Source organism: Pseudomonas rustica (genome assembly GCF_049959085.1).
In the GTDB taxonomy this organism is placed as follows: Bacteria; Pseudomonadota; Gammaproteobacteria; order Pseudomonadales; family Pseudomonadaceae; genus Aquipseudomonas; species Aquipseudomonas rustica.
In genome coordinates this window covers 4,193,445-4,216,779 of record NZ_CP188200.1, presented here as the reverse complement: position 1 = coordinate 4,216,779, position 23,335 = coordinate 4,193,445, and the positions used below count along the sequence as shown (strand labels likewise).

At 59.3% G+C, this 23,335-nt stretch carries 19 protein-coding genes and 2 tRNA genes; 4 read left to right on the top strand and 17 right to left on the bottom strand.

The annotated features are described in order from the left end of the window. Window positions 1-190 precede the first annotated feature (190 nt). Both ACP3TY_RS19140 and ACP3TY_RS19135 read right to left on the bottom strand, forming a co-directional pair. Window positions 191-267 (bottom strand) — tRNA-Met (locus ACP3TY_RS19140). 221 nt (window positions 268-488) lie between these two features. Continuing rightward, window positions 489-565: transfer RNA gene (locus ACP3TY_RS19135), tRNA-Met, on the bottom strand. Between the two features lie 280 nt (window positions 566-845). Between ACP3TY_RS19135 and dinB the strand changes: the two genes are divergently transcribed. Beyond that, entirely contained in the window at window positions 846-1,907 is a 1,062-nt protein-coding gene (dinB, locus tag ACP3TY_RS19130; protein ID WP_053117758.1) for a DNA polymerase IV, read from the top strand. Between the two features lie 89 nt (window positions 1,908-1,996). Here dinB and ACP3TY_RS19125 read toward each other — a convergent pair whose 3' ends face one another. The 4 genes from ACP3TY_RS19125 to ACP3TY_RS19110 form a co-directional block, all read right to left on the bottom strand. Next, on the bottom strand, window positions 1,997-2,950 hold the full coding sequence (locus tag ACP3TY_RS19125) for a hypothetical protein (protein ID WP_008083883.1): 954 nt from the start codon (window positions 2,948-2,950) through the stop codon (window positions 1,997-1,999). Window positions 2,951-2,967: 17 nt separating this feature from the next. Further along, window positions 2,968-4,683 (bottom strand): proline--tRNA ligase, encoded by a 1,716-nt coding sequence (locus ACP3TY_RS19120; RefSeq protein WP_053117760.1) that lies wholly within the window; start codon window positions 4,681-4,683, stop codon window positions 2,968-2,970. Between the two features lie 129 nt (window positions 4,684-4,812). Then, window positions 4,813-6,372, bottom strand: a complete 1,560-nt coding sequence (locus ACP3TY_RS19115; protein ID WP_053117762.1) for an AmpG family muropeptide MFS transporter — start codon at window positions 6,370-6,372, stop codon at window positions 4,813-4,815. Between the two features lie 43 nt (window positions 6,373-6,415). Then, window positions 6,416-6,769, bottom strand: coding sequence for an MGMT family protein (locus tag ACP3TY_RS19110; protein WP_053117764.1), 354 nt, complete (start codon window positions 6,767-6,769; stop codon window positions 6,416-6,418). Window positions 6,770-6,933: 164 nt separating this feature from the next. On the opposite strand from ACP3TY_RS19110, the gene ACP3TY_RS19105 reads away from it, so the two are divergent. Further along, window positions 6,934-7,941, top strand: coding sequence for a DUF481 domain-containing protein (locus ACP3TY_RS19105; RefSeq protein ID WP_159815002.1), 1,008 nt, complete (start codon window positions 6,934-6,936; stop codon window positions 7,939-7,941). Window positions 7,942-8,091: 150 nt separating this feature from the next. On the opposite strand, the gene ACP3TY_RS19100 is transcribed toward ACP3TY_RS19105, so the two are convergent. After that, window positions 8,092-8,301: a cold-shock protein gene (locus ACP3TY_RS19100; RefSeq protein WP_002554837.1), complete on the bottom strand. Its 210-nt coding sequence runs from the start codon at window positions 8,299-8,301 to the stop codon at window positions 8,092-8,094. A gap of 354 nt (window positions 8,302-8,655) precedes the next feature. Between ACP3TY_RS19100 and dcd the strand changes: the two genes are divergently transcribed. After that, window positions 8,656-9,222 (top strand): dCTP deaminase, encoded by a 567-nt coding sequence (gene dcd, locus ACP3TY_RS19095; protein ID WP_053117768.1) that lies wholly within the window; start codon window positions 8,656-8,658, stop codon window positions 9,220-9,222. 107 nt (window positions 9,223-9,329) lie between these two features. Next, the gene (locus ACP3TY_RS19090; RefSeq protein ID WP_053117770.1) at window positions 9,330-9,539 is read left to right on the top strand and encodes a hypothetical protein; all 210 of its coding nucleotides are present in this window, start codon (window positions 9,330-9,332) and stop codon (window positions 9,537-9,539) included. Window positions 9,540-9,658: 119 nt separating this feature from the next. Here ACP3TY_RS19090 and pdeM read toward each other — a convergent pair whose 3' ends face one another. The 10 genes from pdeM to ACP3TY_RS19040 form a co-directional block, all read right to left on the bottom strand. After that, window positions 9,659-10,315 carry a ligase-associated DNA damage response endonuclease PdeM gene (pdeM, locus tag ACP3TY_RS19085; protein ID WP_426618216.1) on the bottom strand — a complete coding sequence of 219 codons (657 nt, stop codon included), beginning with the start codon at window positions 10,313-10,315 and terminating at the stop codon, window positions 9,659-9,661. Continuing rightward, entirely contained in the window at window positions 10,312-12,801 is a 2,490-nt protein-coding gene (locus tag ACP3TY_RS19080) for a ligase-associated DNA damage response DEXH box helicase (RefSeq protein ID WP_426618215.1), read from the bottom strand. Before ACP3TY_RS19080 ends, pdeM begins: the two co-directional genes overlap by 4 nt. Before the next feature lie 193 nt (window positions 12,802-12,994). Next, on the bottom strand, window positions 12,995-13,759 hold the full coding sequence (locus ACP3TY_RS19075) for an ABC transporter ATP-binding protein (RefSeq protein ID WP_008083895.1): 765 nt from the start codon (window positions 13,757-13,759) through the stop codon (window positions 12,995-12,997). Between the two features lie 13 nt (window positions 13,760-13,772). Continuing rightward, window positions 13,773-14,891, bottom strand: a complete 1,119-nt coding sequence (locus ACP3TY_RS19070; RefSeq protein ID WP_212545300.1) for a succinylglutamate desuccinylase/aspartoacylase family protein — start codon at window positions 14,889-14,891, stop codon at window positions 13,773-13,775. Window positions 14,892-14,919: 28 nt separating this feature from the next. After that, on the bottom strand, window positions 14,920-15,630 hold the full coding sequence (locus ACP3TY_RS19065) for an ABC transporter permease (protein WP_158832068.1): 711 nt from the start codon (window positions 15,628-15,630) through the stop codon (window positions 14,920-14,922). Beyond that, entirely contained in the window at window positions 15,627-16,355 is a 729-nt protein-coding gene (locus tag ACP3TY_RS19060; RefSeq protein WP_426618214.1) for an ABC transporter permease, read from the bottom strand. The genes ACP3TY_RS19065 and ACP3TY_RS19060 overlap by 4 nt, the downstream gene beginning before the upstream one ends. 56 nt (window positions 16,356-16,411) lie before the next feature. Then, window positions 16,412-17,194: a transporter substrate-binding domain-containing protein gene (locus ACP3TY_RS19055; RefSeq protein ID WP_008083900.1), complete on the bottom strand. Its 783-nt coding sequence runs from the start codon at window positions 17,192-17,194 to the stop codon at window positions 16,412-16,414. Window positions 17,195-17,559: 365 nt separating this feature from the next. Further along, window positions 17,560-19,248, bottom strand: coding sequence for an ATP-dependent DNA ligase (locus ACP3TY_RS19050; protein ID WP_053117779.1), 1,689 nt, complete (start codon window positions 19,246-19,248; stop codon window positions 17,560-17,562). Continuing rightward, window positions 19,245-20,279: a ligase-associated DNA damage response exonuclease gene (locus ACP3TY_RS19045; protein WP_159815009.1), complete on the bottom strand. Its 1,035-nt coding sequence runs from the start codon at window positions 20,277-20,279 to the stop codon at window positions 19,245-19,247. Before ACP3TY_RS19045 ends, ACP3TY_RS19050 begins: the two co-directional genes overlap by 4 nt. Before the next feature lie 506 nt (window positions 20,280-20,785). Then, entirely contained in the window at window positions 20,786-23,236 is a 2,451-nt protein-coding gene (locus tag ACP3TY_RS19040) for a penicillin acylase family protein (RefSeq protein WP_426618213.1), read from the bottom strand. Window positions 23,237-23,335 lie beyond the last annotated feature (99 nt).

The following is a 23,335-nucleotide window of genomic DNA, read 5'->3' as shown; positions in this document are numbered from 1 at the left end:
GCCTCTCACCGGGTATCGGCGAGGGCAGTTCCTGGATTGCAGACGTCGTGCCTGCGACACAAGCATAGTCGCAAGTTGGCGAGTCTGAAGATCCCAAGCGTTCACTGCACAGTGACAGATCATTGTTGCGAAAGGACTTTTTCAACAGATACAAAAAAGGCCACTCTTTCGAGTAGCCTTTTTTGATGTTTGGTTGCGGGAGCCGGATTTGAACCGACGACCTTCGGGTTATGAGCCCGACGAGCTACCAGACTGCTCCATCCCGCGTCTGTGTGGCGGCATTCTACAGAGGAACGACGGGGTGTCAACCGCTAATCCCGTAAAGGGTCAAATAAGTGTGAGATCGCGTCAAACGGTCGCAGGTCGCGCCTAAGTTTCGGAAATGCAACGAATTCCTGTTTGGCGATCGCTTCCTTATAAGTAGAAGAAATCCACAAAATAGACACGCACAAAAAAGGCCACTCTTTCGAGTAGCCTTTTTTGATGTTTGGTTGCGGGAGCCGGATTTGAACCGACGACCTTCGGGTTATGAGCCCGACGAGCTACCAGACTGCTCCATCCCGCGTCTGTGTGTCGGCATTCTACAGAGGATCGCCGGGGTGTCAACCCGCATTCTGGATAAAATCTGTTGAGGTTCAATCGGTTAGCGCTTTTTGCAGCGCCTGAAAAGGCGTGCAGGGCAGGTGGCACAAGGGTTTCAGCTCTATCGAATGGCTTCTTTCGATTGAGAAAATAAATTCATAGGCCTTTTCCTACGCGTGGAAAAGAACATTCTTACCACTGGTGCTATATACAGGTGTCAGTGAGATACTGCCGATCCGGCTCGCCATGTTTCCTTTTCTGTCATGACTCAGCGAAAAATCATCCACGTCGACTGTGACTGTTTCTACGCCGCCATCGAGATGCGTGATGACCCGAACCTCGCCGGCAAGCCTTTGGCGGTGGGTGGTTCGGCGGATCGGCGCGGTGTTATCGCCACCTGCAACTACGAGGCGCGGGCCTATGGCGTACGCTCGGCGATGTCCTCGGGGCATGCCTTGAAGCTGTGCCCGGATCTGACCATCGTCAAGCCGCGCATGGACGCCTATCGCGAAGCCTCGAAAGAAATTCATGTGATTTTCAGCGATTACACCGACCTGATCGAACCGCTGTCGCTGGATGAGGCTTATCTGGATGTCTCGGACAGTGCGCATTTCGGCGGCAGCGCCACGCGTATTGCTCAAGACATTCGTCGACGCGTCTCCAATCAGTTGCATATCACCGTGTCTGCCGGTGTGGCGCCGAACAAGTTTCTGGCGAAGATCGCCAGCGACTGGAAAAAACCCAATGGTCTGTTCGTGATCACCCCGGATCAGGTCGAGGACTTCGTCAGCGGTTTGCCGGTGAGCAAGCTGCACGGTGTCGGCAAGGTCACCGCCGACAAACTGGGCAGGCTCGGCATCGTCGACTGCTCGCAATTGCGCGAGTGGGACAAGTTGGCGCTGGTGCGCGAATTCGGCAGTTTCGGCGAGCGAATGTGGAGCCTGGCGCGTGGGATTGATGATCGACTGGTGCACAACGACAGTCGGCGTCAGTCAATCAGCGTGGAAAATACCTACGACGTTGATCTGCCAGATCTGCGCAGTTGCCTCGACAAGTTGCCGGAGCTGCTGGAAACCCTGAAAACCCGCATGGCACGAATCGACAGCAGTTATCGACCGGGCAAACCGTTCGTCAAAGTGAAGTTTCATGATTTTACCCAGACCACGCTGGAGCAGGCCGGGGCAGGGCGGGACTTGGGCAGTTATCAGTTGATGCTGACGCAGGCGTTCAATCGCGGCGGGAAACCGGTGCGGTTGTTGGGGGTTGGGGTGAGGCTGGAGGATTTGCGCGGTGGGTTTGAGCAGATGGAGTTGTTTGAGCGGTAAAAATCAAAAGATCGCAGCCTTCGGCAGCTCCTACAGGAGAACGCGTTCCAATGTAGGAGCTGCCGAAGGCTGCGATCTTTTATGAGGCGTTAATTCGGGCCGGGATCAGCCACCAGACGCCCCGCATCCTTGGTCAGCGACTTGAGAAACTCAGTCTGTAACTCAGGATCGTTGCGCGTCAGTTCGATCAGGCTTTGTTCCAGTTCGCTGGCTTCTTCTTCCAGACCCAGTTCCGACAGACGTTTGACCCGGTGTACCCACTGGCTCACTTCGTCATCTTCCAGGTCGTCGTAAATCAAGCCGTGCGCTTCGAGCAACTTGCCACGCAGGTGGCTGCTGATCGCCAGGGACGAGTCGGAATGCACGTCATCCTTAGCGTCCTCGACACTGATCTGCAGTTTACCGACGTAATTGAGGTCATGCTCAGCGAATGGGCTGTCGAGCAGGTTCACACGCAGCACGCCGTTGCGGTCGGTGGTCATGTCGAAGGTCTGTTTGCCAGCCTTGACCTGTACCGGCCGCTCGCTCCACGGCAGGCTCGAATACTCCGTGCGCTTGTCGCGCTGGACTTCATCGATACCGGCCAGGTTCTGCTGCGCACGGCCGTTGGACTGCACGTTCATGAACGGGTTGAGCCCGGCAAAACCGTAACTCAGCCAATCCTTGGTCACGCTGTCCGGCAGATTGCCGAGGGCAAACACGTTGACCACGTTGGCGCCGACACCACCGACCACCGCCACCACGCCCAGCGGAATCTCGTAGACCTCGCGCCAAGGCTGGTAAGGCGTGTAGCGATCGTAACGACGTGTCACTTCGAACTCGGTGACTTCAAAGGTCTTCTGTTCGTTGATCTTCACGCGTCGCTGCGGCAGCTCAAGCTCCTTAGGCTCACCGACATCAATCTGCAGGCTGTGGTCGAGCAATTTTCGCTCGACCCGCTCTTCGTGCTCGCTGCGCTGTGACATGTGATTGGCACAGCCGCTGACCAGCAGGGCACCGCACAGGGCGGTGCCACCGAGGCCTAAGGTGTTTCGCTTGAACATGACGTCTCTATCTGGTTTCAGCGGCGGATACGGGCCTGAAGGAAGGACAGTACGTCGGCGACCGGCAGTGCTTGCGCTTCGCCTTCAGTACGACTCTTGTATTCCAGGTTGCCTTCGGCGAGGCCGCGGTCACTGACCACGATCCGGTGAGGAATGCCGATCAGCTCCATGTCCGCGAACTTGATGCCCGGGCTGGTTTTTTTGTCGCGATCATCCAGCAGCACTTCGAAGCCGGCCGCCGTCAGTTCGGCGTACAGCTTGTCGGTGGCTTCGCGCACCTGCTCGGTTTCATAACGCAGCGGTACCAGCGCGATCTGGAACGGCGCCAGGGTGTCGCTCCAGATGATGCCGTTGGCGTCGTTGTTCTGCTCGATGGCTGCCGCCACCACGCGGGAAACGCCGATGCCGTAGCAACCCATTTCCAGCGTGACTGGCTTGCCGTTTTCGCCCAGCACTTCGCACTTCATCGCCTTGCTGTACTTGTTGCCCAGCTGGAAGATGTGCCCGACTTCGATGCCGCGTTTGATTTCCAGCGTGCCTTTGCCGTCCGGGCTTGGATCGCCGGCGACCACGTTACGCAGGTCAGCCACGGTCGGAACAGGCAGATCGCGCTCCCAGTTCACGCCGAAGTAGTGCTTGTCGTCGATGTTCGCGCCGATGCCGAAGTCGCTCATCAGTTCGACCGAACGGTCGATGATGATTGGCAGCGGCAGGTTCAGCGGGCCGAGCGAACCGGCGCCGGCGCCAATGGCGTCACGCAGTTCGGCATCGGTGGCCATGACCAGCGGGTTGGCCACGCCAGCTTGCTGGGCTGCCTTGATTTCGTTGAGTTCGTGGTCGCCACGGATCACCAGCGCGATCAGCTTGCCTTCTTCTTCGGCGCGCACGATCAGGGTCTTGATGGTCTTTTCAATCGGCAGATTGAATTTTTCCACCAGCGCCGCGATGGTTTTGGTGTCAGGCGTATCGACCAGACGCAGCTCTTCAGTCGCAGCGGCGCGCGAGGTTTCGCGCGGCACGGCTTCGGCTTTTTCGATGTTCGCTGCGTAGTCGGAACCGTTGCTGAAAACGATGTCGTCTTCGCCGGACTCGGCCAGTACGTGGAATTCGTGCGAACCCGCGCCACCGATCGAACCATTGTCGGCTTCCACCGGACGGAATTTCAGACCCAGACGCGTGAAAATGTTGCAGTAGGCTTCATGCATGCGGTCGTAGGTAATCTGCAGCGATGCCTGATCCGCGTGGAAGGAGTAGGAGTCCTTCATGATGAATTCGCGGCCGCGCATCAAACCGAAGCGTGGACGGATCTCGTCACGGAATTTGGTCTGGATCTGGTACAGGTTGATTGGCAGCTGTTTGTAGCTGCTCAACTCGTTGCGCATCAGATCGGTGATCACTTCTTCGTGGGTCGGGCCCGCGCAGAAATCACGACCGTGGCGGTCTTTGATGCGCAGCAGCTCAGGGCCGTATTCTTCCCAGCGCCCCGATTCCTGCCACAGCTCGGCCGGTTGGGTGCTCGGCATCAACACTTCCAGAGAGCCGGCAGCGTTCATTTCTTCACGAACGATGGCTTCAACCTTGCGCATCACTCGCAAGCCCATCGGCAGCCAGGTGTACAGGCCCGAGGCGAGTTTGCGGATCATGCCGGCGCGCAGCATCAGCTGGTGGCTGATCACGACCGCGTCGGAAGGCGTTTCTTTCTGTGTGGCGAGCAAAAATTGACTGGTGCGCATGGTTGGCCGTTGTCGGTTGCTATGACTGGAAATGACGGAGCAGTGTACCGGCGACTTTTGCTGACGTACAGGCGTGTGGCCGGTGGAGGAGTTCAACGGCGGGATTCCTCCCGCCATTGACGAAATGTCTTACGACTCTTCCGCGACGGGCGTCGGGACGGGCTCGGGCGTAGGTGTCGGGCCTTCGCGGCGACTTTCCTGGAACCAGTGCAGGGCTATCAGCACCAGCGTCGGCACACCGAGCAACGCGGTGATCAGGAAGAAGTTGTGGTAACCGAACTTCTCCACCATCACCCCGGAATAGCCGCCGATCAGGCGCGGCAGCAGGAGCATGATCGAGCTGAGCAGGGCGTATTGCGTCGCGGAGAACTTCAGGTTGGTCAGGCTCGACAGGTAGGCGACAAACGCCGATGTCGCCAGACCCGAACTGAAGTTGTCGAGGGAAATGGTCACCACCAGCATCTTCAGGTTCGGGCCCATGTCGGCGAGCATCAGGAACAGCAGGTTGGTGCCTGCCGAGGCGGCGCCGCCGATCAGCAGAATCGGCAGAATGCCGAAACGCACGATCAACAGGCCGCCCATGCCGGCGCCGACGAGTGTCATGATCAGGCCGAAAATCTTGCTGACGCTGGCGATCTGATCCTTGGTGAAGCCCTGATCGATGTAGAACACGTTGGCCATTACGCCCATCACCGTGTCGGACATCCGGTAGGTCGCGATCAAACCGAGCAACAGCAGTGCCTGCCAGCGATAACGCAGGATGAAGTCGTTGACCGGCGTCAGCACCGGCGCCAGGCCACGGCGACCCATGGTCGACAGGCACAGACCGGTCAGCAGCGTATAGAGGATGGCGCGCAGGAAGGCGCGGTCTTCGAGCAGCAGATCGAGCGGGCTCATGCTGCCGAACAGCACGCTGGCGAAATCGGTGTTGTACAGCTGGGTGAACATCGCCGGCACCGACACGAGCAAGACGATCAGCACGAACACCGACATTAATTGATGCATGAACGTATAGCGCCCGGCCTGCAATTGCGTACGCAGTGGCACCGGCGGTTCGCGCATGAACAGCGTAGTGAGCAGGGCAGGGATCATCAGCGCGCCGAACAACACATAAGTGCCAGTCCACGCCGAGTGCTTGTAGTTGAAACCGGTAGAGCCGAAGCCTTCGGCAAAAAACAATGCGCCGGCGGTGGCGAGCAGGGCGGCGACGCGGTAGCCGGACATGTAGCTGGCGGCGAGTGCAGCCTGACGATTGTCGTCGGCGATTTCCAGTCGATAGGCGTCGACCGCAATGTCCTGGGTAGCGGAAGCGAAAGCGACGACCACGGCAATCGCGATCAACCAGGACAGGTGCTTCTGCGGATCACAGAAACCCATGCCGATCAGGCCAAGGATCACCAGGACTTGTGAGAGCACCAGCCAGGAGCGGCGTCGGCCAAGCTTGCCGAGCAACGGCAGGCGCCATTGGTCGAGCAGCGGTGACCAGACCCATTTGAACGCATAGGCCAGGCCGATGAGGCTTGCGTAGCCAATCGTTTCACGGGCTACGCCCGCTTCACGTAGCCAGACGGAAAGCGTTGAAAACACCAGCATGTACGGCAGGCCGGCGGCGAAACCGAGCAACAACAGCACGAGCGTCGAAGGACTGGCATAAGCAGCTAGCGCGGCGCGCCAGGTTTTACGGGGCATGGGCTGAAGTCTGCCTCAAGATTGCGAAAACAAAGCGCGCACTCTAACCGCTGTGCTCTACCGGACGCCAGCCATGGCGCTGAATATCCACACGATTATTCTGGACGGTGATGCCTTCCACGCGCAAACGCGCCCGTTGTTCATCGCCCGACGGGCTGCCCACCGGCAAACTGATACGACCGCCGGCGCCCAATACACGGTGCCAGGGCAGTTTGGTATCACCAGGCAACTGACTCAATACGCGGCCGACCCAGCGGGCGGCGCGCCCCAACCCGGCCAGTTCGGCTAACTGACCATAGCTGACGACTTTGCCTTCGGGCACTTGGGCGAGTGTCGAGTAGAGCGCCGTGCGTCGGATTTGCGCTTCGCTGTCCCCTTCGGGGTTCGGGTCTGTCACGTACGGAGTTCCTGAACTTGATCGTATCGAGGCCCTAAGCGTAATCCCTCGTCGTGCAGTTGAGAAATGAACTCAATAGAAATAGTCCGGTCAGTCCTTGTCAGGGTCTTATTCCTACGGATAATGCCCACCTTTTTTCGCAAACTTGAGCCCTCGATTCGCTTATGTTGTCCAGAACCTTGCTGTGCCTTGCTGTTTTCAGTGCGTCCACGCCCCTGCTTGCCGACACCGTCTGGTTGAAGAACGGTGACAAGTTGAGCGGCACCATTTCCCTGTTCGACGGCGGCAAACTGTTGATTCAGACCAAGTACGCCGGAGCCGTCACGATCGACTGGAAAGAGGTCAAGACCCTTGAGAGCGATCAGCACCTGTTGGTCAAACAGGATGCCTACACCGGCGAAGTCTCCAAGTCGCTGACGGCGGCGGAAGACGGCAAGGTCACCCTGGCCAACGGCGAGGCGCCAAAAACTGTCGAGCTGGCGAGCATTCAGCAGATTCTCAAGCCGAAACCGGTGGTCGAGGATCTGGTCTGGAAGGGCAATGTCGACCTGGCAATGGATTATCAGCGCGCGGAAAAAGACACCGACGATTACGACATCGATTTCAAAACCTCCGCGCGTCACGGTCGCTGGCGTCACACCGCCGAGGGCGAGTACAACCGCGAAGTGCAGGACGACGAAGTCACCACCAACAACTGGCGCGCCGAATACTCCCTCGACCGCTTCCTGACCGATAAGTGGTTTTGGCAGGGGCGCCTGAATTACAAGCGCGACCATGTTGAAGACCTTTCGCGCCAGCGCGTGGTCGGTACCGGTCCCGGTTACCAGTTCTGGGATGACGAGTTGGGCGCGTTCTCGCTCGGTTCGCTGCTCAACCGTACCGATTACGAATACAGCGATGGCGGCAAGGACAACTTCTATTCGGTCGCGATGAAGTGGGATTACAACCGTTACCTGATCGGCAAGAAGGTCGAGTTCTTCACCAACGGCGAGTTTGGCAAGCCGTTGTCGGGTGTCGCGGATTACGCGCTGGATGCCGAGATGGGCCTGCGCTACAAGGTTACTGAATGGGCGTCTCTGAATTTGAAAGCTGAGCGCGACATTATCAGTGGTACCGATGATGCTGATTTGAGCAAGACCCGTTATACCGCTGGGTTTGGCGTTGCCTGGTAACGTTTAAAGCAAAAGATCGCAGCCTTCGGCAGCTCCTGCACGGATTGTGTGGGGCTGCGAAGGCCGCGATTTTTTTTGCGCCTGAAAAACAGGCGCCCACAAAAAAGCCCCGCTTTTAAGGGCGGGGCTCTTTTCTAAAGAAGCTACAAGTTAGATAACTTGTACTTCCTCAGCTTGCATGCCTTTCTGACCGCGGGTAGCGATGAAAGAAACCTGTTGGCCTTCTTTCAGGCTTTTGAAGCCGTCGGATTGGATAGCTTTGAAGTGAACGAACAGGTCGTCACCGGATTGTGGAGTGATGAAGCCGAAGCCTTTTTCATCGTTGAACCACTTAACGGTACCGGTTTGGCGATTAGACATGGTGTAACTCCTTGAACAAAGATAACTGCGACACAGGAAGAACCCTGGCCGAGACTGAGTGCAAAGAGCAGGAAAAATTCTTGTAGATGGTTGGATCGAAATTCAACATATCGTGTAGAGATTCTCAGTGACACAAGCAGCACAGTGGCGCCACCTTAACCCTTTTTCCGGAACGTGCCAATGCTTCTTGCGAAGGTTTCTAAGATTTAGGGACCAGCGGTGTGACAGTTCGTCGCCAGCGCGCGTAAATATGGGGTGTTCGGCGAGAATTGCAGCGCGCACTTTGAAGAGGACGGCGCGCCCGGTAAGATGCCGGACAGAATTTTTCCACCTCGCTATTCAGGACACCCCGCCATGAGCATCAAATCGGACAAGTGGATTCGCCGCATGGCGCAGGAACACGGCATGATCGAACCTTTCGTCGAGCGCCAGGTGCGCGGCAGCGACGAGAGCCGGGTCATCTCCTACGGTGTCTCGAGCTACGGCTACGATGTGCGCTGCACCAATCATTTCAAGGTGTTCACCAACATCAACTCGTCGATCGTCGATCCGAAAAACTTCGATCCGGGCAGCTTCGTCGACGTCCACAGTGATGTCTGCATTATTCCGCCGAACTCCTTCGCCCTGGCCAGCACCGTCGAATACTTCCGCATTCCGCGCAACGTATTGACCATCTGCCTGGGTAAAAGCACCTACGCACGCTGCGGCATCATCGTTAACGTGACGCCGCTCGAGCCTGAGTGGGAAGGTCACGTGACGCTGGAATTCTCCAACACCACCAACCTGCCGGCGAAGATCTACGCCAACGAAGGCGTGGCACAGATGCTCTTCCTCGAATCCGATGAAGAATGTGAAGTTTCCTACAAGGATCGCGGCGGCAAGTATCAGGGCCAACGTGGCGTAACGCTGCCACGTACCTGATTCGTCCATCCGGCGGATGCCGGGAATTCTTTGGCGGGCAGACACTCTATGGGGTGTACTGCCCGTTTTTGTTTCAGCAAATGCGGGCCTTCGCCGAGGAGTGCTTTATGAAGATCGATCCGCATATCACTGCCGAACTGGCAAGGCTTGAGCCCAATCAGATTGGCGTATTGGCCTGGTCCTTGTTGGCACACCCGCCTATCAACATGGCCGGCGGAATTCCTGGTCAGCCTGATCCAGATACCCCCAATGAGCAACCGACCGAGCCGGGCGAGCCAACCCTTCCGGACGAGCCACCACCGGCGCCAGTTGCCTGATTAATTACTTGCCTTTGTAGGAGCAGAGCTTGCTCGCGAAGCGATTTGTCTGATTCATCGATTTTGATTGGACGAACGCTTTCGCGAGCAAGCTTTGCTCCTACAAGGGCGGGGTGTGATTAGTTGATGGGCCAGATTTCGTTGTCGCCGGTGACGAAGATTCGGCATTGGTCATCTTTTTCGACCGGATAGCCGCCGGTAAACGCTCCGAACGCCGGTAGCAGGCTGATTCGCTCGCCCAGTCTGAAACAGGCTAATCGTAAACTATGCCGCCCTTTGCCGAACAACCGGTAAACCGGGTGTACGTGGCCGGCCAAAACATGCCGTTCCGGGTGCGGATCAGGCTCGTGTTGAAGCGCAAACGGCCCTAAGAGCAGCGGCTCTGGCACCACGCGAATGTTTAGCGACGCAGGCGGATCCCCTGCGCGTTTATCGTGATTGCCGCGAATCAACGTCATCGGCAGATCCGCATGACGCTCACGCCATTGCGCCAGCGCATTCAGCGTACCCACCGCATGCGAGCCCGGCCCGTGCAGGAAATCCCCCAGAAAGATCAGTTGCCGACACGGCAGCACGGCCAACAATCGGTCGATTACCGCAATGTTGCTCGCCGTCGTTCCCTGCGGCACCGGTTGTCCGAGGCTGCGATAGGCCGCTGCCTTGCCAAAATGCACATCAGCGATCAACAACGCCTCTTGCGCTGGCCAGTAGAGCGCCTTTTCCGGAAGTAACCACAACTCCTCGCCGGCCAAACGCACGGGATACGCCGCGTTCATGACGATTTACCGTTGTCGGCAGACTTCTCCAGATCACCGACCATGCGCCTGATCCGGTCGGCGAGTTTTTCCGAACTCATGCTTTCGCGCATGCGTTCCACCAGCAGCGGGAACCCGAGCGGCGTAGGACGTTTGATCTGATGCACATCGAGTTTCATCCCGTTGATCCGCTCCAGTGTCTGTTCCAATCGACGAATATCCAGTTCTTCACGTAGGACTTCTTCCCCGGCCTGGGCGAGCAACAGGTTGTCGGCGTCATATTGTTTGAACACTTGAAAAAACAATCCGCTGGAGGCCTGCACCTGCCGGGTACTTTTCGGCGCGCCGGGATAGCCGGCGAATACCAGCCCGGCGATTCGGGCGATTTCGCGAAAACGGCGCAAGGCCAATTCACCGGCATTGAGACTGGCGAGCACATCAGCCAAAAGATCCGCAGGGTCGAGCAGCTCAGCATTGAGGTGTTGCGACCAATCCACCGGCGTGGCACTGAGCAGCTCCAGCCCGTAATCATTCACCGCGATGGAAAAGGTCACCGGTTGGCGCTGGCTGACGCGCCACGCCAACAGGCTCGCCAGCCCCAGATGCACCTGGCGCCCGGCGAACGGGTAGAGGAAAAGGTGCCAGCCTTCGCGGGATTTCAGTACCTCCGCCAGCAGATTATTAACCGTCGGCAAGCCTGACCAACGTGCCTGAGTCTCAAGCAGCGGGCGCAGCGCCTGCATTTCCGGGCCGACGAACTCACCTTCGGCGGCTGCACTAAACCGCGCAACCACCGCTTGCGCGAGTTCATTGGAGAGCGGCATCCGCCCGCCATTCCAGCGTGGCACTGCCGCTTTTTTCACGGTGCTGCGTTTGACGTACGCCGTCATGTTTTCCACCCGCACCAATTCCAGCAAACGCCCGGCGAACAGAAAACCATCACCGGGTTTCAATCGGGCGATAAAGCCTTCCTCGACGCTGCCGAGCTGCTTGCCACCGCCGCCCTTGCTCCAGAATTTCAGGTTGATGCTCGCATCGCTGACAATGGTGCCGACGCTCATGCGATGCCGCCGCGCCAGTCGCGCATCGGGCACGCGCCACACGCCGTGCTCATCCGGTTCGACCCGGCGATAATCCGGATAGGCTGTCAGAGACATCCCGCCATGGCGTACGAAAGCCAGCGCCCACGCCCAATCCGCAGGCGTCAGATCACGATAAGCCCACGCCGTGCGGACTTCTTCGTACAGCTCATCCGGTAAAAATCCGCCACCCAGCGCCATGCTGACCAGATGCTGCACCAGCACGTCCAGCGATTGATGTGGCGACAGGCGCGGTTCGATGCGCCGTTGTTCGACGGCGTCGCGCGCGGCAGCGGCTTCGATCAGTTCAAGACTGTGGGTAGGCACCAGCGTCACCCGCGAGGTGCGTCCCGGTGCGTGACCGGAGCGTCCGGCACGCTGCATTAAACGTGCAACGCCTTTGGCCGAGCCGATTTGCAGCACGCGTTCGACCGGTAAAAAATCCACACCGAGATCCAGACTCGACGTGCAGACCACCGCTTTCAACAAACCATCCTTCAAGGCTTTTTCGACCCAGTCACGGGTGTCGCGAGACAGTGAACTGTGGTGCAACGCAATCAACCCGGCCCAGTCCGGCCGCGCTTCCAGTAATGCCTGATACCAGATTTCCGATTGCGCCCGGGTGTTGGTGAACACCAGCGTACTGGCGCAGGCATCGAGTTCGGCGACGACTTGCGCAAGCATCTTCAGACCAATGTGCCCGGCCCACGGAAAACGCTCAATGGACGGTGGGATCAGGGTGTCGACCTTCAGCGTTTTTTCGCTTTGTCCCTGAATACTCACGCCGCCGCCCTGTGGGATTAGCACGTGTTCGGCGTGGGATTGATTACCGAGCGTGGCGGACACCCCCCAGACGATCAGATCAGGCTGCCAGCGGCGCAAACGAGCGAGCGCCAGTTGCAGCTGCACGCCGCGTTTGTTGCCAAGTAATTCGTGCCATTCATCGACGACGATCATCTTTAGCGAAGCGAGCGCGGTCTGTGCGTCGGCACGGGCCAGTAGCAGGGTCAGGCTTTCCGGCGTGGTGATCAGCGTGGTTGGCAAACGTCGACCCTGCCGCGCACGTTCGCTGCTGCTGGTGTCACCGGTGCGCAGGCCGATGCTCCACGGGATTTGCAGGTCATCGACGGGTGTTTGCAGGGCGCGCGCGGTGTCGGCGGCAAGTGCCCGCATCGGGGTGATCCACAACACGGTCAGTGGTTCGGCAGGTTGTTTGCGTTTGCGTGGCGGCGCATCGACGGGAACGGTTTTGGCGAATCGATTGAGGGCGGCGAACCATACGGCATAGGTTTTACCGGCGCCGGTGCTGGCGTGGAGCAGACCGGATTCGCCGTTTTTGACGGCCGCCCACACCTGTTTCTGAAAGGCGAAGGGCTTCCAGTTGCGGGCGCTGAACCAGATTTTTGCGAGGTCGAGAGATTTCGCCATGCCGGCTGCGCGCGCTCTGGAGGGGTTCTTCCAGAGACCACGGCGCGGGCGGACAAGTTTGATTTTTGTAGACGATGAAAAACGAATGTGGGAGCGAGCCTGCTCGCGAATACGGTGTGTCAGCCAACAATTTCTTAACTGACACACCGCTTTCGCGAGCAGGCTCGCTCCCACAGGGGGACGGCGTACGGGGTTACTTGAGGTTGCCGCTGAGGAATTGTTTCAGGCGTTCACTTTTCGGGTTGCCGAGCACGTCTTCGGGGGCGCCTTCTTCTTCGACCAGGCCTTGGTGCAGGAACAGCACCTGGCTGGAGACTTTGCGGGCGAAGCTCATCTCATGCGTGACCATGATCATGGTGCGGCCTTCTTCGGCCAGACCTTGAATCACCTTCAATACTTCGCCCACCAACTCGGGGTCAAGCGCCGACGTCGGTTCATCAAACAGCATCACCTCCGGCTCCATCGCCAGTGCCCGGGCAATCGCCACGCGCTGTTGCTGACCGCCGGATAAAAATGCCGGGTACTGATCCGCCACCCGCGCCGGCAAACCAACCTTATCCAGATAACGCCGTGCGCGATCATCGGCTTCCTGCTTGCTGCAACCCAACACCCGGCGCGGGGCCATGGTGATGTTTTCCAGCACGGTCATGTGGCTCCACAGGTTGAAATGCTGGAACACCATCGCCAGTCGCGTGCGCAAACGTTGCAGTTCATCGGCGTCGGCGACGTGCATGCCGTGGCGGTCGGTGACCATGCGGATGGTCTGGCCATCGAGGCTCATGGCGCCGTCGTTGGGTTGTTCGAGAAAGTTGATGCAGCGCAAAAAGGTGCTTTTGCCCGAGCCGCTGGCGCCGATCAGGCTGATCACGTCGCCGGTCTTGGCCTTGAGCGAAACGCCTTTGAGCACCTGATGGTCGCCATAGCTTTTGTGCAGGCCTTCAACGGTCAGTTTGTACATGGGACAGACATCCTCAAGGCGAAAGTAGGTAGCCGCTGCGATAGGCTTCGGCGCCCGCCACGTGGGCGATGACCATGCCCGCGGTGGCCATGCGGCGCAGCGAGCGGGCGTACATCAGCCCGGCAGTCGAGCTATGAATAGGAGTGATGCGGTCGTGGATCGGGTCGATGATTTCAGCGATCTGCTGCCCGGCCTCCAGGTATTGGCCGGCCACTGCCGTGTACACCAGCAAGCCACCGACCGGCGTGGTCACCGGTTCGACACCCGCCAGTGGCGTAGCGGGATACGGCAGCGGCGGTTGCGGTTTGGTTTCACCAACGATCGCATCGGACTGAATCAAGTAGTCGATCAACGCCTGGCAGTCGCGGCTGGCCATCGGGTGATTGACGTCACCCTGACCGCGCAACTCGACGGTCACCGAAAAACTGCCGAGCGGAATCTCGAAGTGTTCGCCGAAGCGTTCCTTCAGTTGCCACCACAGCAGGGTGAAGCATTCGTCGAACGACTGGCCGCCGGAATCGGTGGCCAACAGGCTCGCCTGGGATTCGATGTAGCGCGCCAGCGGTTCGACCTGCGGCCACGCTTCGGGCGTGGTGTAGAGGTGCACCACCGATTCGAAATCGCAGTGCAAGTCCAGCACCATGTCCGCATCGCAGGCCAACCGTTGCAGGGTCAGGCGCTGCGATTGCAGTTGCGTGGTGGCGGTCTGGCGGGCGAGGGCGTCGCGCAGATGGCTGCGGATCAGTTCGAGATTGTGCTGCGGATCGTCGCTGAGCTTGCCCTCGATGGCGTTGCCGATCTCTTCACTGAGGTCGACGAACCAGCGGTTGAAATTCTGCCCGCTCTCCAGTTCGTAACGGCCCAGCGGCACGTCCATCAGCACTTGTTCGAGGCCGACCGGGTTGGCCACCGGCACCAGCACGATCTGGCTGCGCAGGCGGCCGGCGGCTTCCAGCTCCGCCAGTCGCTGCTTGAGGTGCCAGGCGACGAGCATGCCCGGCAGTTCGTCGGCGTGCAGCGAAGACTGAATGTAAACCTTGCCCTTGGCCTGCTCCGGGCCGAAGTGGAAGCTGTGAATCTGTCGCGCAGTCCCCGGCAGCGGGGCCAGCAAGTCATGGATCAGGTGGCGCATTGGCATCTCTTTTTTTCTGGGGCCGGTCCTAGTGAGTCGGGCCGAGGAAGGCCAGCCATCGGCGTTCGGCGAGGCGGAACAGGCCGACCAGCGCAAAGGTAATGGTCAGGTAGATCAGCGCGGCGATGCCGAACGACTGAAAGGTCAGAAAGGTCGCCGAGTTGGCGTCCCGCGCGACTTTCAGGATGTCGGGAATGGTCGCGGTGAAAGCTACCGTGGTCGAGTGCAGCATAAGGATTACTTCGTTGCTGTAGTAAGGCAACGAACGGCGTAAGGCCGACGGCATGATCACGTAGGCATACAACTTCCAGCCAGTCAGACCATAGGCCTTGGCTGCTTCGACTTCGCCGTGGTTCATGCTGCGGATCGCCCCGGCGAAAATCTCCGTGGTGTAAGCGCAAGTGTTGAGGGCGAAGGCTAGGATCGTGCAGTTCATCGCGTCGCGAAAGAAGCTGTCGAGAATCGGCTGCGCACGCACGGCGGCGAGGCTATAGATCCCGGTGTAGCAAATCAGCAACTGGATATACAGCGGCGTGCCCCGGAACAGGTAGGTGTAGAACTGCACCGGCCAGCGAATGTAGAAGTGCGGCGACACCCGCGCGATCGACAACGGAATCGACACAAGGAAACCGATAACGATTGAGGCCGTGAGCAGCCACATCGTCATCGCCAGCCCGGTGATGTTCTGGCCGTCGGTATAAAGGAAGGCGCGCCAGTATTCCTGCAGAAGTTCGATCATCGTACGGCCTCCCGGGAACCGGCGGCGTAACGGCGTTCGAGCCAGCGCAGGATGAAGTTTGAAGCGCTGGTGATCAGCAGATAAATCAACGCGGCGAGTACCAGAAAGTAGAACAGTTGATAGGTGCTTTTACCGGCGTCCTGCGCGGCTTTGACCAGGTCGGCGAGACCGATGATCGACACCAGCGCGGTGGCTTTGAGCATCACCATCCAGTTGTTGCCGATGCCCGGCAGGGCGAAGCGCATCATTTGCGGAAACACCACGTAGCGAAAGCGCTGACCGCGTTTGAGGCCATAGGCGGTCGCAGCTTCAACCTGACCGCGCGGCACCGCGAGGATCGCGCCGCGAAAAGTCTCGGTGAAATACGCGCCATAAATGAAGCCCAGGGTCAGCACCCCGGCACTGAACGGGTTGATCTCGATGTATTCCCATTCCATGTAGTCGGTCAGCGATGTCAGCCAGATTTGCAGGCTGTAGAAAATCAGCAGCATCAGCACCAGATCCGGCACCCCGCGAATCAGCGTGGTGTAGAGCTGAGCAGGCAGGCGCACCAGTTTGATCTTTGACAGTTTGGCACTGGCGCCGAGCAGGCCGAGCAACACGGCCACCAGCAGCGACAACGCCGATAATTTGATGGTCATCCAGGTGCCTTCCAGCAGCAAAGGACCAAAGCCCTTGAGGCTGAAGGCGGAGAGCCCCAGATTTTGCAGGAGGGTTTCGAACATAAATCAGCAACCTGAGCGGATGGAAAAGGCGCCCATCGAGGATGGGCGCCGGGGCATTATTTGCCGCTGTACAGATTCAGATCGCCAAAGTGTTTCTTTTGAATCTCGGCGTATTTGCCGTCATCGTGTAACGCTTTGATACCTTTATCTAAAAGCGCCTTCAGCTCAGTGTTACCTTTCTTAATACCGACAGCGGTTTTGGCTGGCAGCAATTCGTTGTCGACTGGCTTGCTGACGTCATAGTCGGCGCCCTGTGGCGACTTCAGGAAACCCAGTTCGGCTTGCAGCATGTCCTGGATACCGGCGTCGAGACGGCCGGAGGTCAGGTCGGAATACACCTGATCCTGGTTCTGATAGGCCTGGGTTTTCACGCCGGCCTTGTCCAGCACGGCTTTGGCGTAGGCTTCCTGAATGGTGCCTTGCTCGTAGCCAACGGTTTTACCCTTCAGCGATGCAACGTCGGCGGTGATCCCCGAACCTTTTTTCGACACATAAGCCGTCGGGCCGGAGAACAGCTCGCTGGAGAAATCGATGACTTTCTCGCGGGCCGGGGTCACGGTCATCGACGAGATCACACCGTCGAATTTGTTGGCTTTGAGGCCCGGAATCATGCCGTCGAAGTCACTTTCGACCCACTTGCACTTGACCTTCAGTTCGGCGCAAATCGCGTTGCCCAGGTCGATGTCGAAGCCCACCAGGCTGCCGTCGGCCGCTTTCGACTCAAACGGTGCATACGAAGGGTCAACGCCAAAGCGCAGCTCTTTGTATTCCTTGGCCAGCGCGGAGCCAGCGGCCATGCACAACGCCAGTGCAGAAAGGGTCAGCAATGCTTTTTTCATTATTCAATCCCTAAGAACCAATATGAGCGCTTGTGGCGCAGAATTATTGTTACTGGAACGCGTACGACCTATAGAAAGTAGCAATTTCCGAACCATAGTCCCGAACAAGTGTTTTAAAAGGTTGGGCGGGGAGGGATGAGGGCGATTGAATGCCCGGAAATGGGCACATGAATAACGCTGCACCAACCTGGTTCGATGTCATGGCAACAAACCATTGTGGCGAGGGGATTTATCCCCGATCGGCTGCGCAGCAGTCGCAAAACCTGAATGCACGGTATTCAGGGAGAATTGCAGGGGGCCGCTTCGCAGCCCATCGGGGATAAATCCCCTCGCCACAGGGGATATTTATCGCCTGAGAAGGGAGGTCAGGCCAACAGATCTTGCAAGGTCGCGAGGCTATCCGCTTCTTCCACGGTTTTATCCTGCCGCCAGCGCAACATCCTCGGGAAGCGCACCGCGATCCCGCTCTTGTGCCGCCGCGACAGGGCGATGCCTTCGAAGCCCAGCTCAAACACCAGACTCGGTTTCACGCTACTCACCGGGCCAAATTTCTCCACCGTGGTCTTGCGCACAATGCTGTCGACCTGACGCATCTCCGCATCCGTCAGCCCCGAATACGCCTTGGCAAATGGCACCAGCGCCCGCTGGCTCGACTCCGGCGGGCCGTCCCACACGGCAAAGGTGTAATCGCTGTACAAACTGGCGCGCCGACCGTGCCCGCGCTGCGCATAAATCAACACCGCGTCGACGCTGAACGGATCAACCTTCCATTTCCACCAAACGCCCATGTCCTTGGTGCGTCCGACGCCGTACAGCGAATCTCGCGCCTTGAGCATCATGCCTTCCACACCCAGTCGCCGAGAGGCTTCGCGCTGGCGGGCGAGGTCGAACCAGTCGCTGCCGGTCAGCACGGGGGAGGGCAGCAACACCGGGCTGTTACACCTTGCAATGACCTCTTCAAGTTGCGCGCGACGTTTGGCCTGCGGCTGGTTGCGCCAGTCTTCGCCCTGCCATTCGAGCAAGTCGTAGGCGAGCACCACCACCGGTACTTCTTCGAGGATTTTCTTGTCGAGGGTTTTGCGGCCGATGCGCTGTTGCAGCAGGGCGAACGGCTGCACCGCTGGCGGCTCTGTCGATTGCGGATCGAAGGCGTCTTCGGTGGTCGGGTGAGTGCTTTTCCACACGACGATTTCACCGTCGATCACCGTGCCGTCGGGCAAGCCGTGCACCAGCACATCCAGCTCGGGGAAACGTTCAGTGACCAGCTCTTCGCCGCGTGACCACACCCACAATTTGCCGTCGCGTTTGACCACCTGCGCGCGGATGCCATCCCATTTCCATTCAATCTGCCAATTGCTCGCCGGGCCGATCAGCGCTTCAAATTCTTCAACCGGTTGCGACAATGCGTGCGCGAGGAAAAACGGGTAGGGCTGGCCGCCGCGCTGAGCATGCTCGTCGGCGGATTCTGGGGCGATCAGTTTCAGGTAACTGGCAGCGTTCGGGCGGTTCGACAGGTCGGTGTAACCCACCAGTCGCTGCGCCACGCGTTTGCTGTCCAGGCCAGCCATTGAGGCCAGCGCGCGGGTGACGAGCAATTTCGACACGCCGACGCGGAAGCTGCCGGTGATCAGTTTGATGCACAGCATCAGGCTTGATCGATCGAGTTGCGCCCACAGCGTTGGCAGTTGCCTGCTCAAAAATTCGGGTGTTTCACCACGCAGCGGCAGCAGCTTTTCTTCGATCCATTCGGCGAGGCCGGCTTCAGAGCTGTGCGGATTCTCCGGGAGCACCAGCGAAATGGTTTCCGCCAGATCGCCGACCGACTGATAGCTCTCCTCGAACAGCCACGGTTCGAGGCCCGACATTTCCACGGCAATCTCGCGCAGAATCCGCACCGGCACCAACTGCCGAGGCCGTCCGCCGGACAAAAAATACACCGCCCATGCCGCGTCCTGCGGTGCAGCCTGGGCGAAGTAAGCTTGCATCGCCGCCAGTTTGGCGTTGCTGGAAGTGGTTGCGTCGAGCTCGGCGTACAACTCGGCGAAGGCTTTCATGTGGGAGTCTCGGCGACGGTGGGTTCGGCGGCGATGTTGTCTTCCTCGTCATCGCCGTATTCGGTGTTGAAGCCTTGCGCGTCGAGGCCTTGCTCACGCAAATGGCGCACCAGAACGCCAATTGAGCCGTGGGTGACCATCACGCGTTCCGCGCCGGTTTGATTGATCGCCCACAACAGGCCGGGCCAGTCGGCGTGATCGGAGAGAACGAAACCACGATCGACACCGCGCCGCCGCCGAGTGCCACGCAAACGCATCCAGCCGCTGGCGAAGGCATCGCTGAAATCACCGAAACGGCGCATCCAGCTACTGCCGCCAGCAGAAGGCGGGGCGATGACCAGGGCTTGGCGCATGAGCGGATCGTATTTGCTGACGTCGCCGGCGTAGATCGTCGGCGGCAGGTACACGCCGGCCTCGCGGTACACGCGGTTCAGCGGCTCGACCGCGCCGTGGCTGAGGATCGGGCCGAGGCTTTCGTCGATGCCGTGAAGGATTCGCTGGGCTTTGCCGAACGAGTAACAGAACAGCACGCTGGCCTTGCCGGCGGCGATATTGGCTGACCACCACTGATTGATTTCACTGAACACCTGCGCTTGCGGCTGCCAGCGATAGATCGGCAGGCCGAAGGTCGATTCAGTGATGAAGGTGTGGCAGCGCACCGGTTCGAAGGGGGCGCAGGTGCCGTCCGGTTCGATCTTGTAATCGCCGGACGCGACCCAGACTTCGCCACCGTATTCGAGGCGCACTTGTGCTGAACCGAGCACGTGGCCGGCCGGGTGGAAACTGAGGGTGACGCCGTGATGGGTCAGGCGTTGGCCGTAGTCGAGGGTTTGCAGGTTGATGTCTTGACCCAGACGCGCGCGGAGAATCCCTTCGCTGGCGCTGCTGGACAGGTAATGCTGATTGCCGGTGCGCGCATGATCACCGTGGGCATGGGTGATCACCGAGCGCTCGACGGGGCGCCAGGGGTCAATATAGAAATCACCCGCAGGGCAATAAAGACCTTCGGGACGCGCGATAACAAGGTCCATGGCGTGACCACAATGGGGGGCTTGTTAGCTATGAGGCTGGCGCTGGGCTGGAAGTTCTATCGACTTTGAAGCGCCACCCTCACCCCAGCCCTCTCCCGGAGGGAGAGGGGGCCGACCGAGGTGTCTGGCGAATGACATCGACCTGAAAAACCGGGTCGATTATGGTTTCGGCACTGCAGGAACCGAGCAAATCCCGGGTGTGGAAAAACACGAACCGAGCAAATCCCGGATTCAGCACAGCACCTTCAGTTCGGCATAAAACTTCAGCCACCCCCAATCAGTCCCCTCTCCCTCCGGGAGAGGGTTAGGGTGAGGGGCTTTTAAAGTCAGGCTTAACCGGGTTTCGCCATACACCCGCTCAAAGTTGTGCGGCTGCCTCTATTTTCAGGACGACACAAAGCCAATGTGGGAGCGGGCTTGCTCGCGAATGCGGTGTGTCAGGCGCCAAAAGTATTGACTGTCACGACGCCTTCGCGAGCAAGCCCGCTCCCACAGGGGAATTGCGTTTACTTACCCGGAGTCAGGGTCAACCGGGTTTTGCCATACACCCGCTCAAAGTTCTGCGGCTGCATTGGTAACCCGATGTATTGCCCCTTCAGCCACTGATCAATCCCGTTCAGGTAATTCGGGCTCTGCGGATTGCCCGATTGCCCCGTACCGTTTTGCCCCATCAGCGGTTCGGTCTGGCCGAAGTCGACGATAAAACGCATCGACGGCGCGCGCGTGGTGTTGAAGTCCTGACCCCAAGCGAATGCCGACGTGTTCAACGTGGTGTGATCGCCGCCCGCCGCCAATGGGCCGCGCACGGTCTGACCATTGCTGTTTTTCCAGGCATAGCTGTGCAACTTGCCCCACTGCCAGGCCCGGTGATCGCCGCCCAACTGACTGTCGCCAGCGCTGATCGCCGCCGCAAGGCTGCGGGCAAGAATCAGCGCTTTGTCTTCTTTCTGCGGTGTGCGGATGTCGTCCCAGAACGGACTGTCTTCACGCCCCAACAGATGATCGGCCTGCGCCGCGTAGGACAAATCGCCGTTGGCGATAAATGCTTTCCAAGCCGGGCTCGATTCCGGGCCGAGTTCGTCGAGGAAGATCTGCTTCATGCTTTCTTGCAGAAACAGCTCATAAATCGCCGCGTCCGCCGAGTTCGGGCTGAGCTTGCCGTCGAACGCCATCAATCGTGTGAACGCTTCGCGGGCCTTGCTGCGGTCGGCTTCCGGCAGGGCATCGATCGCCTGCTTCAGCGGCTGCTTCATGCCCGGCGCTTCGAAGACTTTCTTCAGCTTGGCGGCAAACGTGGTGGTCTGGTCGTATTGCATGGCGATCACGCTGCGGCTGTCGTGCTTGCCGCTGCCGGCCAGTTCGGCCAGGCGTTCGCCACGCTCCGGTGCGGCCCAGGAATTGGACAGCTGCATGCCGTAACCGTGAGGAATCACGCGCTGGTTGGCGGTGCCGAGCCAGCCTTGCGCCGGATCCTGATCGTAGGGGTGCAGCATCGGGTCGGCGTAACCGTCCCAGTCGTAACGACCTTCCCAGCCCGGCGAGGGCAGCAAACCTTCGCCTTCGCGACGGTTAGGGAAACGTCCGGTGACTTGCCAGCCAATGTTGCTCGCATCGGCGAACACCAGATTCAGGGCGATGGCGCGGATTTCACGGCTGGCGTCCGAGGCACGTTCAACGGTTTGCGCGCGGGTCAGATCGAAAAATGCATCCAGCGATTTATCGTCGGTGAAGCTCGGCGTCTGCAACGCCAGACCGTAGCCACTGCCTTGCGCCGCTGCCTGCGCACTGTTGAGCAACGCACCGTGACGGGTTTCGTACACCGCTTCGCGAATCGGTCGCTGACCTTTGACGAAATAGGTTTCGTTGCGCACACCCAGCGGCTGCCATTTGCCGTTGACCTCGTAGGTCAGGCTGCTGCCCTGACGACGGATTTTTTCCAGGAACAGATCCTGGTTGTCGCCGAGCACGCTGGTCATGCTCCAGGCGACTTTGCCGTTGAAACCACCCAGTACCAGCGGCAAACCGGCAACGGTGACGCCGGCGGCTTGATACTTCGGTGCGCGGATCTGCACGAAGCTCCACAGCGACGGCGCGGCGAGCGGCCCATGGGCGTCGCTGGCGAGAATGCTTTTGCCGCTGCGGCTGCGTTGCGGGGCGATCGCCCAGTTGTTCGAAGACGTCGCACCGAGCAGGTTCAGCGTCGACAGTTGCTGGCTGGCGCTGCTCAATTCAGTCAGGCCGGGGATCTGCCCGTTGAGCTTGAGGCCTTGCAGCTTGTCGGCCTCGGCCAGCGGCAGATTTTCGTCCGGCGCCGACGGCGTCAGCCAGGCGAGTTTGTCGGTGGTCACGGTTTGCGCGAGCACCAGCGAGGAAATTTCTTCCGGCAGGTTGGCCGACTGGCTGAAATTCAGCAGGGCGAAAATCAGCGCCGAATCTTCCGGTTTCCAGTATTCGGGTTTGTAGCCGCTGGAAGCGAGGTCGCCCGGCAGCTTGTCGGCGTAGCGGAACAGGTAAGCGTTGACGCCCCGCGCATAGACTTCAAAGAAACGCTTGAGGCGTGGCGACGAGGCCTTGTACAACTCGGCAGCGCTTTTCTTCAGATTGACCGCGCGCATGTAGCGGTCGGCGTCGAGCATCGAGGCGCCGGACATTTCCGCCAGACGGCCCTGAGCCAGCAGACGCAGGGTGACCATCTGGTTGATCCGGTCGCTGGCGTGGACGTAGCCGAGGCTGAACAGTGCGTCATGGAAGGTGTTACTTTCGATCAACGGCATGCCCATGGCATTGCGTCGCACCGAAACATTCTGCGCCAGGCCCTTGAGCGGTTGCACGCCAGAGGTTGGCGGGAGGGTGTCCTGAGCGTTCCAGGTCTGGCAACCGGACAGGCCCAAAACACCGGCCACTGCTGCGGCAACGCCGAACCGGGGAAGAAAATGAGTAAGGGCTGGCGAGGCCATGGCAAAGCTCCTGCGGGGGGTAGCGTCAGTAAAGGCGCTACGTTAGTGAGCAGGAGGATGCCGCGCAAGCGGGGGCGGGGGTTATTTGTGTATTTCTGT